Raw genomic sequence first — 14,016 nt, forward strand, 5'->3', positions numbered from 1 at the left:
GGGCGCGGCTTCCATTCCGGGCCTACGGAGCCTACGGCTCCGGGGTGTCCTCCGGGGCCACCTCGATGGCCTTCGTCGTGTCCACCGGGGTGGTCGCCGAGGAGGAGCCGTTGGCGCTGTTGGTCAGGGCCAGCTCCTTCGGGGAGAGCACCGGCGGGCGCGTGGACGGCGTGCGGCGGGCCGAGCCGGTCCAGGCCGGGCGGGCCGGGCGCTTGACGATGGGGGCGAAGATCTCGGCGATCTCCTCCTTGCCCAGGGTCTCCTTCTCCAGGAGGGCCAGGACGAGGTTGTCGAGGACGTCTCGGTTCTCGACGAGGATCTCCCACGCCTCGTTGTGCGCGGTCTCGATGAGCTTCTTGACCTCTTCGTCGACCAGCGCGGCGACCTCTTCCGAGTAGTCGCGCTGGTGGGCCATCTCACGGCCGAGGAAGGGCTCGGTGTTGTCGCCGCCGAACTTGATGGCGCCGAGCCGCTCGGTCATGCCGTACTGGGTGACCATCGCGCGGGCCGTGGCGGTGGCCTTCTCGATGTCGTTCGCGGCGCCGGTGGTCGGGTCGTGGAAGACCAGTTCCTCGGCGGCGCGGCCGCCCAGCATGTAGGCAAGCTGGTCGAGCATCTCGTTGCGCGTGGTCGAGTACTTGTCCTCGTCGGGGAGGACCATGGTGTAGCCCAGGGCCCGTCCGCGGGACAGGATCGTGATCTTGTGGACCGGGTCGGAGTTCGGCGAGGCCGCCGCGACCAGGGCGTGGCCGCCCTCGTGGTACGCGGTGATCTTCTTCTCCTTGTCCGACATGATCCGGGTCCGCTTCTGCGGGCCCGCGACCACGCGGTCGATCGCCTCGTCCAGCGCCTTGTTGTCGATGAGCTTCTTGTCCGAGCGGGCGGTCAGGAGGGCCGCTTCGTTCAGGACGTTGGACAGGTCGGCGCCGGTGAAGCCGGGGGTGCGCCGGGCGACGGCGCCGAGGTCGACGTCCGGGGCGACCGGCTTGCCCTTCTGGTGGACCTTGAGGATCTCCAGGCGGCCCTGCATGTCCGGGCGGTCGACGGCGATCTGGCGGTCGAAGCGGCCGGGGCGCAGGAGGGCGGGGTCGAGGATGTCGGGCCGGTTGGTGGCGGCGATCAGGATGACGCCGCCCTTGACGTCGAAGCCGTCCATCTCGACGAGCAGCTGGTTGAGGGTCTGCTCGCGCTCGTCGTGGCCGCCGCCGAGGCCGGCGCCGCGGTGGCGGCCGACCGCGTCGATCTCGTCGACGAAGACGATGGCCGGGGCGTTGGCCTTGGCCTGCTCGAAGAGGTCGCGGACGCGGCTGGCGCCGACACCCACGAACATTTCGACGAAGTCGGAGCCGGAGATCGAGTAGAACGGCACCCCGGCTTCGCCGGCGACGGCGCGCGCGAGGAGGGTCTTGCCGGTTCCGGGCGGGCCGTAGAGCAGCACGCCCTTGGGGATCTTGGCGCCGACGGCCTGGAACTTGGCCGGCTCCTGGAGGAATTCCTTGATCTCGTGGAGTTCCTCGACCGCCTCGTCCGAGCCTGCGACGTCGGCGAAGGTCGTCTTGGGGGTGTCCTTGGTGATGAGCTTGGCCTTGGACTTCCCGAAGTTCATGACGCGGGAGCCGCCGCCCTGCATCTGGTTCATCAGGAAGAGGAAGACGACCACGATGAGGACGAAGGGCAGCAGGGAGAGCAGGACCGAGACGAACGGGGACTGCTTCGTCGGGGAGACGGTGTAGCCGCCCTCGATCTGCCCGGCCTCGAACTTCTCCTGCAGCTTGTCGGCCAGGTCTGCGCCCTGGGTGCCGATGTAGCTGGCCTGGACCTTGCCGCTCTTGTCGATCTTCTGGCCGTCGACGAGCGTGATCTTGATGACCTGCTCGTCACCGGTGGTGAGCTGTGCGGATTTGACCTGGTTCTTGTCGATCGCCTGGACGACCTTGCCGGTGTCCACCGTCTTGTAGCCCTCGGACGAGCCGACGACCTGCATCAGCACGACCACGGCGAGGACGGCCAGCACGATCCACATGACCGGCCCGCGGAAGTATCGCTTCACGTCCATCCATACGGGGCGTACAAGACGCCCCGTCCCTCCTGCCCGTAGGTGAATGCTGCTCAGTAGCTGCGGTTGTTTGGAGCTGCGGTATGAAAAAGCTGTTCTTCGGACGGTACCCCAGCATTGTCGCCCGCGACCGTCTTCCCATGGTTCAACGGAGGGAAGACGGTGCGGGTTCCCTTGGGGCGGGGTTACTCAGCCGCCGTAGACGTGCGGGGCGAGGGTGCCGACGAACGGGAGATTGCGGTACTTCTCGGCGTAGTCCAGGCCGTACCCGACGACGAACTCGTTCGGGATGTCGAAGCCGATCCACTTGACGTCGATGGCGACCTTCGCGGCGTCCGGCTTGCGCAGGAGGGTGCAGACCTCCAGGGAGGCCGGCTCGCGCGAGCCGAGGTTGGACAGGAGCCACGACAGGGTCAGGCCCGAGTCGATGATGTCCTCGACGATCAGGACGTGCTTGCCCTTGATGTCGGTGTCGAGGTCCTTGAGGATGCGGACCACGCCGGAGGACTGGGTGCCGGCGCCGTACGAGGAGACGGCCATCCAGTCCATGGTGACGGGGGTGGACAGCGCGCGCGCCAGGTCCGCCATCACCATCACGGCGCCCTTGAGGACGCCGACGATGAGCAGGTCCTTGCCCGCGTACTCCGTGTCGATCTTCGCGGCCAGCTCGGCCAGCTTCGCGTCGATCTCTTCCTTGGTGATGAGCACCGACTTGAGGTCGGTGCCCATGTCCTTCTCGTTCACCCGGGTCACTTTCGTTGCAGCCTTGCGTCAGCCTTGCCGAATGACCAGTCTGCCACCCTGGCGGCGTGCCTCGACGCGGCCGGGCAGGTTGATGGCTCCTTGGCCGCGCCAGCCGGTGATGAGCCGGTCGACCTCTTCGATGTGGCGGGCGAAGAGGGAGCCGGCCGGCGCGCCTTCGGCGATCATGGCGCGGCGCAGGACGCGGCGGCGGACGGCGGGGGGGAGTCCGAAGAGTTTGGCGCACTCGAGGCGGCCTGCTTCGTCCCGTACGGCGAGTTCGACGTCGGCGGCCCAGGAGTCGAGGGCGTCGGCGTCGTCGCGGGAGAGCTGGGCCGTTCGGGCGAGGGCTTCGACGACGCCTTTGCCGAGGGCTTTCTCCAGGGCGGGGAGGCCTTCGTGGCGGAGTCGGGAGCGGGTGTAGGCGGGGTCGCTGTTGTGCGGGTCGTCCCAGACGGCGAGTTCCTGGGCGATGCAGGCCTTGCGGACGGTCTGCCGGTCGAGTTCCAGGAAGGGGCGGCGGTAGCGGCCTGCGGCGCCGGAGACGGCGGCCATGCCGGAGAGGGAGCGGATGCCGGAGCCGCGGGCGAGGCCGAGGAGGACGGTTTCGGCCTGGTCGTCGCGGGTGTGGCCGAGGAGGACGGCGGTGGCGCCGTGGCGCTCGGCGGCGGCGTCGAGGGCGGCGTAGCGGGCGTCGCGGGCGGCGGCCTCGGGTCCGCCGTCGCGGCCGACGGTGACGGCGACGGCTTCGACGGGGTCGAGGCCGAGGGCGGTCATGCGCTCGGCGACCTCGTGGGCGCGCTGTCCGGAGCCCGCCTGGAGGCCGTGGTCGACGGTGATGCCGCCGGCGCGGAGGTCGAGCTTGCGGGACTCGAAGGCGAGCGCGGAGGCGAGCGCCATGGAGTCGGAGCCGCCGGAGCAGGCGACGAGCACGAGGGGGTGCGGGGTGGTGCCGCCCTCGGGGTGCTGGGTGGTGTGTGCGGTGAGGACGTCGTGGAGTACGCGGCGGACCGCCAGGCGTATCGCCGCGACCGCAGGATGGGGACCCATGTCCGGTGCCCTTCGTGGAGAGAGTGGGGTGCCTCGGTCGGAGTCTTAACGGTCGGAAGTGGGGTTTCGGTCACTCAGAGTGCGTCGATGGTGACAGAACCTGGCCGTTACCCGAGCATTGCACGCCTTACCCGCCGTCTACGGTCCCTCGGATGGGTGATTGGTGGGGTGTTCTTCGGTCTTCCGACGCACCTGTCTCATGAGTCTGCCTTACGGTGCACCCTCGCCACCCAGTCGGCCGGTTTCGCGATCTCGGACTTGGTGGGGAGGGTGTTGGGAGAGGTCCAGATCCGGTTGAAGCCGTCCATGCCGACCTGGTCGACGACGGCTCGTACGAAGCGCTCGCCGTCGCGGTACTGGCGCAGTTTGGCGTCGAGGCCGAGGAGCTTGCGCAGGGCGAGGTCGAGGCGGGAGGCGCCGCGGGCGCGGCGTTGCTGGAATTTCTCGCGGATCTCGGCGACGGAGGGCACGACGTCGGGGCCGACGCCGTCCATGACGTAGTCGGCGTGGCCTTCGAGGAGGGACATGACGGCGGTGAGGCGCCCGAGGATCTCGCGCTGTTCGGGGGTCTGGACGAGTTCGACGAGCGAGGGTGCGGGTTCGCCGTGTTCGCCTTCGGGGCGGCCGCCGACGAGGGCCTGGGCGGCCTCGCGGAGCCGTTCGACGACGGTGGAGGGGTCGACGTCGGTGGCGGCGAGGAAGGACTGGATCTCGCCCTGGAGGTGGTCGCGGAGCCAGGGCACGGCGGTGAACTGGGTGCGGTGGGTCTCCTCGTGGAGGCAGACCCAGAGCCGGAAGTCGTGCGGGGAGACTTCGAGCTCGCGTTCGACGTGGACGATGTTGGGGGCGACGAGGAGCAGTCGGCCGCCGCCGTCCGGGCCGGCGGGCAGTTCGCGGGTCGCGGGGGCGAAGGTCTCGTACTGGCCCAGGATGCGGGAGGCGAGGAAGGACAGGAGGACGCCGAGTTCGACGCCGGTGACCTTGCCGCCGACGGCGTTGAGCACGGTGCCGCCGGAGCCGGTGGAGCGGCGTTCCTTCATCTTGTCGAGGAGCGGGGAGAGCAGTTCGCGGAAGCCGGCGACGTTGGCCCTGATCCAGCCGGCCCGGTCGACGACCAGGACGGGCGTGTCGGTGATGTCGGCGGGGTCGTGGTCCTCGGGGATCATGCGGGTGTAGGCCCGGACGTGTTCCTCGGCGGCTTTGGCGTGTCTGCGGAGTTCGGCGACGACCTCGCGGGCCTCGTCCCGGGTGACCTCGGGGCCCGGGCGCACCAGGCGGGTCGCCGTCGCGACGGCGAGATTCCAGTCGACCATCCCCGATGTGCCTGCACCACCGATGCTCGTCATGCGTCAACCGTACGTTCTCGGCGCCTGTTCGGTGAGGGTTCGGGCGAGTTCGGGGCGGGTCGGGCGGGAGCGGAACGGCCCGGGTCGGGGGTGGGTCAGCGGGGTGGGGCGAGGGCTGCGGAGAGGCGGTCGAGGGCGGGCTGGGCGGTGTCCGGGGAGCTGGTGCGGCCGGCGAGGAAGGCGAAGGCGAGGAGTCGGCCGTCGGCGGTGACGACGGTGCCGGCGAGGGTGTTCACGCCGGTGAGGGTGCCGGTCTTGGCGCGGACCAGGCCGGCGCCGGAGGTGGCGGCGCCGGTGCCGAAGCGTCCGGCGAGGGTGCCGCTGAAGCCGCCGACGGGCAGTCCGGTGAGGACGGGGCGCAGTGCCGGGCGGGCCGGGTCGGCCGCGCGGGTGAGGATGCCGGTGAGCAGGGCGGCGGAGACGCGGTCGCGGCGGTCGAGGCCGCTGCCGTCGGCGAAGCGGGCTCCGGCGAGGGGGAGGCCCAGGCGGGCGAGTTCGTCGTGGACGGCCTTCTCGGCGCCGGTGAAGCTGGCGGGCTGCTTGCGGGCGAGGGCGGTCTGCCGGGCGAGGGCCTCGGCGAGGTCGTTGTCGCTGTGGGTGAGGGTGCGCTCGACGAGGTCGGCGAGGGGCGCGGATTCGGTGCGGGCCAGGGGGGTGCTCTTGGGGGCCTTGGCGGGCTGGGGTGCGCCGTGGACGGTGATGCCGGCGTCCTCGAGGAGCCGGGCGAAGGTAGCGGCGGTGTCGCCGGCCGGGTCGCCGGTGCGTGGTGCGGGTCCGCTGCGGCTGCCGTCGAGGCGGCCCTCGTCGGTCATGAGGGCGTTGACGGGGGCGAGGTTCTCGTTGCGGCCGATCGGGTGGAGCTGGGGGCCCTTGTAGAGGCTGGTGTCGTAGCCGAGGCGGACGGGGGCGGGGGCGGTGGTGCCGTGGGCCTTGAGGGCGCGGGCGGTGGCCTCGGCGAGGGCTTTGAGGCGGGTCCGGTCGAGGGTGGGGTCGCCGCCGCCGACGAGGGTGACGGTGCGGTGGTCGGGGGAGGCCACCGTGGTGGTGGCGATGCGGTGGTCGGGGCCGAGGGCGGAGAGGGCGGCGGCCGTGGTGGCGATCTTGACGGTGGAGGCGGGGGTCATGGGGGTGCTCGCGCCTTCGCCGTAGAGGGGGCGGCCGGTGGCGGCGTCGACGACGGAGGCGGTGCGCAGGGTGCCGAGGCCGGGGTCGGCGAGCAGGGGTACGAGGACGGCCGCGAGGTCGTCGCCCGACCGGGTGATCCCCGGGGCGTGCGGGGTGCTGCCCAGGGCGCGCAGCACGCCGGGGGCGCTGGGGGCGGGGGCGGGGCGGCGGGGGGCGGTCGCGCCGGGGGCACCGGCGTGATGTGCGCCACCTCGGCCGTCGGCGGAGACCGCGCGGGCGCGCTCGGCCTTACGCTGACCGGAGTCCCACGGGCCGGCCGCGGCCACCGCACCGGCGGCCAGGGCCAGACCGAGCGCTGCGGACCCCGCCGCGACCTGCCAGGTTCTCGGCTCCGGCATGTGATGACCAGCCCCTTTCGCGATCAAGACCGTGCGTGAGAGACACTTAACCACCGCGCGTCGTCGCGAGCATTGACATGTGTTGATTCAGGAGGAGATCCACCCGTGGAGTTCGACGTTCTCATCGAGATCCCCAAGGGATCGCGGAACAAGTACGAGGTCGACCACGAGACCGGTCGGATCCGCCTGGACCGCCGTCTCTTCACCTCGACCGCCTACCCGACGGACTACGGCTACGTCGAGAACACCCTCGGCGAGGACGGCGACCCGCTGGACGCGCTCGTCATCCTCGACGAGCCGACCTTCCCGGGCTGCCTGATCAAGTGCCGCGCCATCGGCATGTTCCGCATGACGGACGAGGCCGGCGGCGACGACAAGCTGCTGTGCGTCCCGGCGACGGACCCGCGCATGGAGCACCTGCGCGACATCCACCACGTGGCCGAGTTCGACCGCCTCGAGATCCAGCACTTCTTCGAGGTCTACAAGGACCTGGAGCCGGGCAAGTCCGTCGAGGGCGCCGACTGGGTCGGCCGCGCCGAGGCCGAGGCCGAGATCGAGAAGTCGTACCAGCGCTTCAAGGAGCAGGGCGGCCACTGAGCCCGCGCTCTCCCGAGCCGCTGACCTGTGAAGGGCGGCGCACCTGCTGAGGTGCGCCGCCCTTCGCGCGTTCATACTGGGCTGGTGTCGGGCCCGTATGGGGCGTGACCGCGTGGGTACCAGGCCGGAATGAGGGCGAACAGAGTGGTGGCGAAGCCGGACGGGTCCGAGGAGGCCCCGGAGGACCGGAAGCCGCCTTCGGACGAGGCACGCAGTGCGTTCATCCCGCCGGCCGGGGTGGAGCCGCCGGAACCGCCGGAGGAGGAGCACCCGACCTCCGAGTTCGCCCTGCCCGAGGGGCTCGCCGCCGAGCCGACGACGGAGCAGGAAGGTTCCGCCTTCACTCCCCCCGCCGGCTACTCGGCGCCGCAGGCCCCGCCGCCCGCGTTCACGCCCGCCTACGGCATACCGATGGTCAAGCTGTCGCAGGACGCGCCCTGGCAGGACCGGATGCGGACCATGCTGCGGCTGCCGGTCGGCGAGCGCCCGGTGCCGGAGGCGCCGCGCAAGGACGACGAGACCGGCCCGGCCGTGCCGCGGGTGCTCGACCTGACCCTGCGTATCGGCGAGCTGCTGCTCGCGGGCGGCGAGGGCGCGGAGGACGTCGAGGCGGCGATGTTCGCGATCTGCCGGTCGTACGGTCTGGACCGCTGCGAGCCGACGGTGACCTTCACGCTGCTGTCGATCACGTACCAGCCGTCGCTGGTGGACGACCCGGTGACGGCGAACCGCACGGTGCGGCGCCGGGGCACCGACTACACCCGGCTCGCGGCGGTGTACCAGCTGCTCGCCGACATCAACGACCCGGACCACGAGGTGTCGCCGGAGGAGGCGTACCGGCGGCTCGCGGAGATACGGCGCAATCGGCACCCGTACCCGGGCTGGGCGCTCACGGCTGCGGCGGGCGTCCTGGCCGGGGCGGCCTCGGTGCTGCTCGGCGGCGGGCCGACCGTGTTCTTCGTGGCCGCGCTCGGCGCGATGCTGGGTGACCGGCTCGCGTGGCTGTGTGCGGGGCGCGGGCTGCCGGAGTTCTACCAGTTCCTGGTGGCGGCGATGCCGCCGGCGGCGGTGGGTGTGGCGCTGACGATGCTGCACACGGAGCTGCGGCCCTCGGCGGTGATCACCGGTGGTCTGTTCGCGCTGATCCCGGGGCGGGCTCTGGTGGCGGCCGTGCAGGACGGTCTGACCGGCTTCTACATCACGGCCTCGGCCCGCCTGCTGGAGGTCGGGTACTTCTTCGTGGCGATCGTGGTGGGCGTGCTGTCGGTGCTGTACCTGGCGGTGCAGTTCGACGCGCAGCTCAATCCGGAGGGGACGCTCCAGGCGGTGGAGCGGCCCTGGGTGCAGATCGCGGCGTCGATGGTGCTGTGCGCGACCTTCGCGATCCTGCTGCAGCAGTCGCGGGCGACGGTGCTGTTCGCCACGCTGAACGGCGGGGTGGCCTGGGTGATCTACGCGTCGATCGCGGTGACGGCGGGCGGGTCGACGGTGATGGCGACGGCGGTGGCGGCCGGTCTGGTGGGTCTGTTCGGCCAGCTGGCCGCCCGCTACCAGCACACGTCGTCGCTGCCGTACGTGACGGCGGCGATCGGCCCGCTGCTGCCCGGTTCGGCGACCTATTTCGGGGTGCTGGCGATCGCCCAGAACAACCTGGACCAGGGCTTCGCCTCGCTGGCGAAGGCGGCGGCCCTGGCGCTCGCGATCGCGATCGGCGTGAACCTCGGCGGCGAGCTGGCCCGCCTGTTCATGCAGGCCCCGCGCGCGGCGGCGGCCCGCCGCGCCGCGAAGCGCACCCGAGGTTTCTAGCGTCCGGCGGGGCCGGGGCCCCGGGGCGGGCCGCTAGCGCTTGGCGTGGCGGCCGCGCTCGGTCGGCGGGTTGGGGGTGCCGGGGGCGTCGTGGTCGTCGTCCTGGTCCTTCTTGGACTGGGAGCGGGCGCGCAGGACCTCGATGACGACCGGGATCACGGAGATGAGCACGATCGCGATCAGGATCAGCTCGATGTGCTTGTGGACGAAGTCGATCTTGCCGAGCGCGGAGCCGAGCAGGGTGACGCCGGCGCCCCACAGCACGCCGCCGATCACGTTGAACGTGATGAAGGAGCGGTAGTTCATCCGGCTGACACCGGCGATGATCGGCGTGAAGGTGCGGACGATCGGCACGAAACGGGCCAGGATCAGGGACTTCGGTCCGTGCTTCTCGAAGAACTCGTGCGCCTTCTCGACGTTCTCCTGCTTGAAGAGCTTGGAGTCCGGGCGCTTGAAGAGCGCCGGGCCGACCTTGCGGCCGAAGAGGTAGCCGACCTGGTCGCCGATGATCGCCGCGGCGACCACCAGGGTGCACACCAGCCACAGGGGGTAGTCGAGCTTGCCCGTGGTGACCAGCAGGCCGGTGGTGAAGAGCAGCGAGTCGCCCGGCAGGAAGAAGCCGATGAGCAGTCCGGACTCGGCGAAGACGATGACGAGTACACCGATCAGACCGAAGGTCTGGATCAGATAGTCCGGGTCCAGCCAGCTCGGTCCGAGGGCAAGCGTGTTCACGGGTTCCGGGCTCCTGCGGTCGGGGGGAAGAAGGGGGGCGATCGTACGGAGTGCCGCCCCAAGCTATCAACGTGAGGTGAACGCCCCGGGTTCCACCCGGCCCTCTCCGGGTGCGGGGGGTGGACTCCGGCCCCAGGCTGGGGCCCAGGAGGTGGATGCGCATGGGCATCGACGAGTACGGCGGCGGTCAGACGTCCCAGTCGGATGTGTTGGTGGTCACGACCAACGACGTACCCGGCTACCAGGTGCAGCAGGTGATCGGCGAGGTCTTCGGACTGACCGTCCGCTCGCGGCACGTCGGCAGCCAGATCGGCGCGGGCCTGAAGTCGCTGGTCGGCGGGGAGCTCAAGGGGCTGACGAAGACCCTGGTGGAGACCCGTAACCAGGCGATGGAGCGGCTGGTGGAGCAGGCGCGGGCGCGCGGTGCGAACGCGGTCCTGATGTTCCGCTTCGACGTCACGGAGGCCGCCGACGTGGGCGCGGAGGTGTGCGCCTACGGCACCGCCGTGGTGATCGCGCCGCGCGCCTGAGCCGTCCCGCTACGCCGCCGGGCGCCGCGCGTTCGCGTGGATCGCGCTGCGCAGGTGCCCGGCGAGTCCCTCGTGGATCGCGTCGGAGAAGGCGCGGTGGTTCTCGTCGGAGACGTACGTCTCGGCGAGGCCCTGGTGGATCTCGGGATGGCAGTCGAACCACTTGGTGATGTGGGCGCGGTGGGCTTCGGCGAGGTCCATGGCGGCCGGGGAGCCGGGGCCCGGCCGGCGTCCATGAGGGCGCCGTACGCGGTGCCCCAGGCCTCGATCTCCTCCTTCATGCGCTGCCAGTCGTCCTTGGTGTACGTCGCGACGCGGGCCTGCGTCTGCTCGCGGGTGCGGGTGCTGCCCCAGCGGCGGGCGGACTCCTCGGCGTAGGCCTCCGGGTCCTTGTGGCCGAAGACTTCGCACTTCTCCTCGGGTGTGAGGTTGATGCCCATCCTTCTCGCCTCCATGGCGCGCTCCGCGGCGCCGCCGTCCGCCGGAGCTCCCCGATGCGCGTGGTCGGCAGCGCGCGGTGCCGCCGCAGGTGCTCCTGCGGGTCGGCGCGGGGGTCGGCGAGCAGGACGGCGACCTCGTCGAGGAGGAAGCCCGAGCTCCCGGTAGAACAGGATCTGCTGCAGCCTGTCGAGGTCCGCGTCGTCGTAGCGGCGGTGGCACGCCGCGCTGCGGCTGCCCGGCGAGAGCAGCCCGATCGCGTCGTCGTGGTGCAGGGTGCGCACCGTGGCCTCGGCGAAGCCCGCGACCTGCCCCACGGAGTGGCTCATCGGCTCCCCCTTCTCCTTCCGTCGGTTCGCGCTTTTCTCCTTCCGTCGGTTCGCGCTTCAGCCTCGGTCCTGACGCGACGTGAGGCGCAAGCCCGAATCTCGGGATGTTATGCCCCATTTGCTCACTTATGGTGGGGCGGTGGCCACCGAGACTCCCGCCTCCGAGGCGCCCTTGAGGATCCTGCTGCCTCAGATCCTGCCCGCCCTCGTGGCCGGGGTGGGCTGCGGTCTGCTGTTCCTGGGGCTCAGCGAGCTGGCCGACCAGCTCCAGCACCTGCTGTGGAACGACCTTCCGGACGCGCTCGGCATCGGCCACTACTCCGCTCTCTGGATCATCGTCATGCTCACCGCGACCGGCATCGCGGTAGGCCTCATCGTCTGGAAGACGCCGGGGCACGCAGGCCCCGACCCGGCCACCGAGGGACTCGGCGGGCCGCCGCTGCCGCTCGTCGTGGTGCCCGGCCTGCTCCTCGCCGCCACGCTCGCCCTCGCCGGCGGCGTCAGCCTCGGCCCGGAGAGCCCGACGATCGGCTCCGCCATCGCCCTCACGTACTGGGTGGGGCACCGGTACCTGCCGTCCGCACCCGGCGCCTTCTGGGTGTCCCTGGGCATCGCCGGCACCCTCGGCGCCCTGTTCGGCACGCCGGTCGCCGCCGCGCTCGTCATCTCCGAGGCCCTGGCCTCCACACCGAGCCGGGGATCGCTCTGGGACCAGCTCTTCGCCCCGCTCCTCGCCGCGGGCGCCGGCTCGATGACCACCCAACTGGCCGCCAGTCCCAGCTTCGACATGGGGCTGCCGCCGCTGGACACCCCGGGCTACGAGGACCTCCTCGCCGCCCTCGTCCTCGCCCCCCTGGCCGCCGTCTTCGGCCTCCTCGGCTGCTACGCCTTCCCCCACCTCCACCGGGCCTTCACCCGTCTGGGCCATCCGATGGTGATCCTTCCTCTGGGCGGCCTCCTCCTCGGCCTCCTCGGCGCCCTCGGTGGACATCTGACGCTGTTCAAGGGCCTCACGGAGACCAAGGAGATCGTCGAGGAGATCGGCACCCTCGACTCCGGGGAACTGGCCAAACTCACCGTGGTGAAACTGGCCGCCCTGCTCGTCGCCGGCGCCTGCGGATTCCGCGGCGGCCGGGTCTTCCCCGCCGTCTTCGTCGGCGCCGCGTTCGGACTCTGCGCCCAGGCACTCGTCCCGGAGATGAACCCGACCGTCGCCGTCTCCTCCGGCGTCCTCGGCGTCCTGCTCGCCACCACCCGGCAGGGGTGGGTGAGCCTCTTCGTCGCCGCCGTGATCGCCGCCTCGCCGCCGATGCTCGCCCTGCTCTGCCTCGCCTCCCTGCCCGCCTGGCTGGTCGTCACCGGCCGCCCCTTCCTGCAACTCGACGAGCACGGCAACGCCCTGCGCTGAGCCGACGCCTTCCCGACGACATCCCGGAGGAACCAACCATGGCCCTGCACAAAGGCCCCGCCGAGCAGGACAGCGAACACTTCCGCCGTCTCGCCTTCAACCCCTTCTACGGGGACGCCAACCCGGTCAGCGGCATGACCGAGGCGCCCCCGCGCCACCGTCTGCCGGACGGCCCGCTGCCGCCGATGAGCGCCTATCAGATCGTCCACGACGAGCTGATGCTCGACGGCAACTCCCGCCTCAACCTGGCCACCTTCGTGACCACCTGGATGGAGCCCCAGGCCGGGGTGCTCATGGCCGAGTGCCGCGACAAGAACATGATCGACAAGGACGAGTACCCGCGCACCGCCGAACTCGAGCGCCGCTGCGTCGCCATGCTCGCCGACCTCTGGCACGCGCCCGACCCCTCGGCCGCCGTCGGCTGCTCCACCACCGGCTCCAGCGAGGCCTGCATGCTCGCCGGCATGGCCCTCAAGCGCCGCTGGGCGAAACGCAACGCCGACCGCTACCCCGGCGCCCGGCCCAACCTGGTGATGGGGATCAACGTCCAGGTCTGCTGGGAGAAGTTCTGCAACTTCTGGGAGGTCGAGGCCCGGCTGGTACCCATGGACGGCGACCGCTTCCACATGGACGCCGCCTCCGCCGCCGCGCTCTGCGACGAGAACACCATCGGCGTCGTCGCCGTCCTCGGCTCCACCTTCGACGGCTCCTACGAACCCGTCGCCGACATCTGCGCCGCCCTCGACGAACTGCAGAACCGCACGGGTCTCGACATCCCCGTCCACGTCGACGGCGCCTCCGGCGCCATGGTCGCCCCCTTCCTCGACGAGGACGTGGTGTGGGACTTCCGGCTCCCCCGCGTCTCCTCCATCAACACCTCCGGCCACAAGTACGGACTCGTCTACCCGGGCGTCGGCTGGGCGCTGTGGCGCTCGCCCGCCGAACTCCCCGAGGAGCTGGTCTTCCGGGTCAACTACCTCGGCGGCGACATGCCGACCTTCGCTCTCAACTTCTCCCGCCCCGGCGCCCAGGTCGTCGCGCAGTACTACACCTTCCTCAGGCTGGGCAGGGAGGGCTACCGGACGGTCCAGCAGACCAGCCGGGACGTCGCCCGAGGCCTGGCCGAACGGGTCGAGGCCCTGGGCGACTTCCGCCTCCTCACCCGGGGCGACCAGCTCCCCGTCTTCGCCTTCACCACCGCCCCTGAGGTCACCCGCTACGACGTCTTCGACGTCTCGCGCCGGCTGCGCGAGAACGGCTGGCTCGTCCCCGCCTACACCTTCCCGGCGAACCGCGAGGACCTGTCGGTCCTCCGCGTCGTCTGCCGCAACGGCTTCTCCGCCGACCTGGCGAGCCTCCTCATCGAGGACCTGAAGCAAGTCCTGCCCGAACTGCGGGCGCAGTCCCGGCCGTCCACCCACGACAAGGGCGCTGCGACCTCCTTCCACCACTGAGCGCGG

The 14,016-nt window shown here is 71.2% G+C and carries 11 protein-coding genes and 1 pseudogene; 5 read left to right on the plus strand and 7 right to left on the minus strand.

Annotated elements, in window-relative coordinates:
• Positions 1-31 precede the first annotated feature (31 nt).
• From ftsH to dacB, 5 genes are all read right to left on the minus strand, one after another.
• Entirely contained in the window at positions 32-2,056 is a 2,025-nt protein-coding gene (ftsH, locus tag AB0M16_RS23505; protein ID WP_365345947.1) for an ATP-dependent zinc metalloprotease FtsH, read from the minus strand.
• A 189-nt stretch (positions 2,057-2,245) separates the two neighbouring features.
• Complete coding sequence (gene hpt, locus AB0M16_RS23510) at positions 2,246-2,785, minus strand: hypoxanthine phosphoribosyltransferase (protein ID WP_345530466.1); 540 nt, start codon at positions 2,783-2,785, stop codon at positions 2,246-2,248.
• Between the two features lie 42 nt (positions 2,786-2,827).
• Positions 2,828-3,847, minus strand: a complete 1,020-nt coding sequence (tilS, locus tag AB0M16_RS23515; protein ID WP_365345949.1) for a tRNA lysidine(34) synthetase TilS — start codon at positions 3,845-3,847, stop codon at positions 2,828-2,830.
• A gap of 197 nt (positions 3,848-4,044) precedes the next feature.
• On the minus strand, positions 4,045-5,193 hold the full coding sequence (locus AB0M16_RS23520; RefSeq protein ID WP_365345951.1) for a zinc-dependent metalloprotease: 1,149 nt from the start codon (positions 5,191-5,193) through the stop codon (positions 4,045-4,047).
• Between the two features lie 95 nt (positions 5,194-5,288).
• On the minus strand, positions 5,289-6,716 hold the full coding sequence (dacB, locus tag AB0M16_RS23525) for a D-alanyl-D-alanine carboxypeptidase/D-alanyl-D-alanine-endopeptidase (RefSeq protein ID WP_365345953.1): 1,428 nt from the start codon (positions 6,714-6,716) through the stop codon (positions 5,289-5,291).
• A gap of 105 nt (positions 6,717-6,821) precedes the next feature.
• Between dacB and AB0M16_RS23530 the strand changes: the two genes are divergently transcribed.
• Together AB0M16_RS23530 and AB0M16_RS23535 are read left to right on the plus strand one after the other, a co-directional pair.
• The gene (locus AB0M16_RS23530; protein WP_365345955.1) at positions 6,822-7,313 is read left to right on the plus strand and encodes an inorganic diphosphatase; all 492 of its coding nucleotides are present in this window, start codon (positions 6,822-6,824) and stop codon (positions 7,311-7,313) included.
• 144 nt (positions 7,314-7,457) lie between these two features.
• On the plus strand, positions 7,458-9,119 hold the full coding sequence (locus tag AB0M16_RS23535) for a threonine/serine exporter family protein (protein WP_365346146.1): 1,662 nt from the start codon (positions 7,458-7,460) through the stop codon (positions 9,117-9,119).
• Positions 9,120-9,152: 33 nt separating this feature from the next.
• On the opposite strand, the gene AB0M16_RS23540 is transcribed toward AB0M16_RS23535, so the two are convergent.
• The gene (locus AB0M16_RS23540) at positions 9,153-9,851 is read right to left on the minus strand and encodes a VTT domain-containing protein (RefSeq protein WP_365345957.1); all 699 of its coding nucleotides are present in this window, start codon (positions 9,849-9,851) and stop codon (positions 9,153-9,155) included.
• Between the two features lie 161 nt (positions 9,852-10,012).
• Between AB0M16_RS23540 and AB0M16_RS23545 the strand changes: the two genes are divergently transcribed.
• Positions 10,013-10,381 (plus strand): YbjQ family protein, encoded by a 369-nt coding sequence (locus AB0M16_RS23545; protein WP_365345959.1) that lies wholly within the window; start codon positions 10,013-10,015, stop codon positions 10,379-10,381.
• Positions 10,382-10,390: 9 nt separating this feature from the next.
• On the opposite strand, the pseudogene AB0M16_RS23550 reads toward AB0M16_RS23545, so the two are convergent.
• A pseudogene (locus tag AB0M16_RS23550) lies at positions 10,391-11,148 on the minus strand (MerR family transcriptional regulator).
• Between the two features lie 139 nt (positions 11,149-11,287).
• Between AB0M16_RS23550 and AB0M16_RS23555 the strand changes: the two are divergent.
• Positions 11,288-12,556 (plus strand): ion channel protein, encoded by a 1,269-nt coding sequence (locus AB0M16_RS23555; protein WP_365345961.1) that lies wholly within the window; start codon positions 11,288-11,290, stop codon positions 12,554-12,556.
• Positions 12,557-12,594: 38 nt separating this feature from the next.
• On the plus strand, positions 12,595-14,010 hold the full coding sequence (locus AB0M16_RS23560; RefSeq protein ID WP_365345963.1) for a glutamate decarboxylase: 1,416 nt from the start codon (positions 12,595-12,597) through the stop codon (positions 14,008-14,010).
• Positions 14,011-14,016: the final 6 nt, after the last annotated feature.

The sequence above is a fragment of the Streptomyces sp. NPDC051921 genome (assembly GCF_040680975.1).
Classification (GTDB): Bacteria; Actinomycetota; Actinomycetes; order Streptomycetales; family Streptomycetaceae; genus Streptomyces.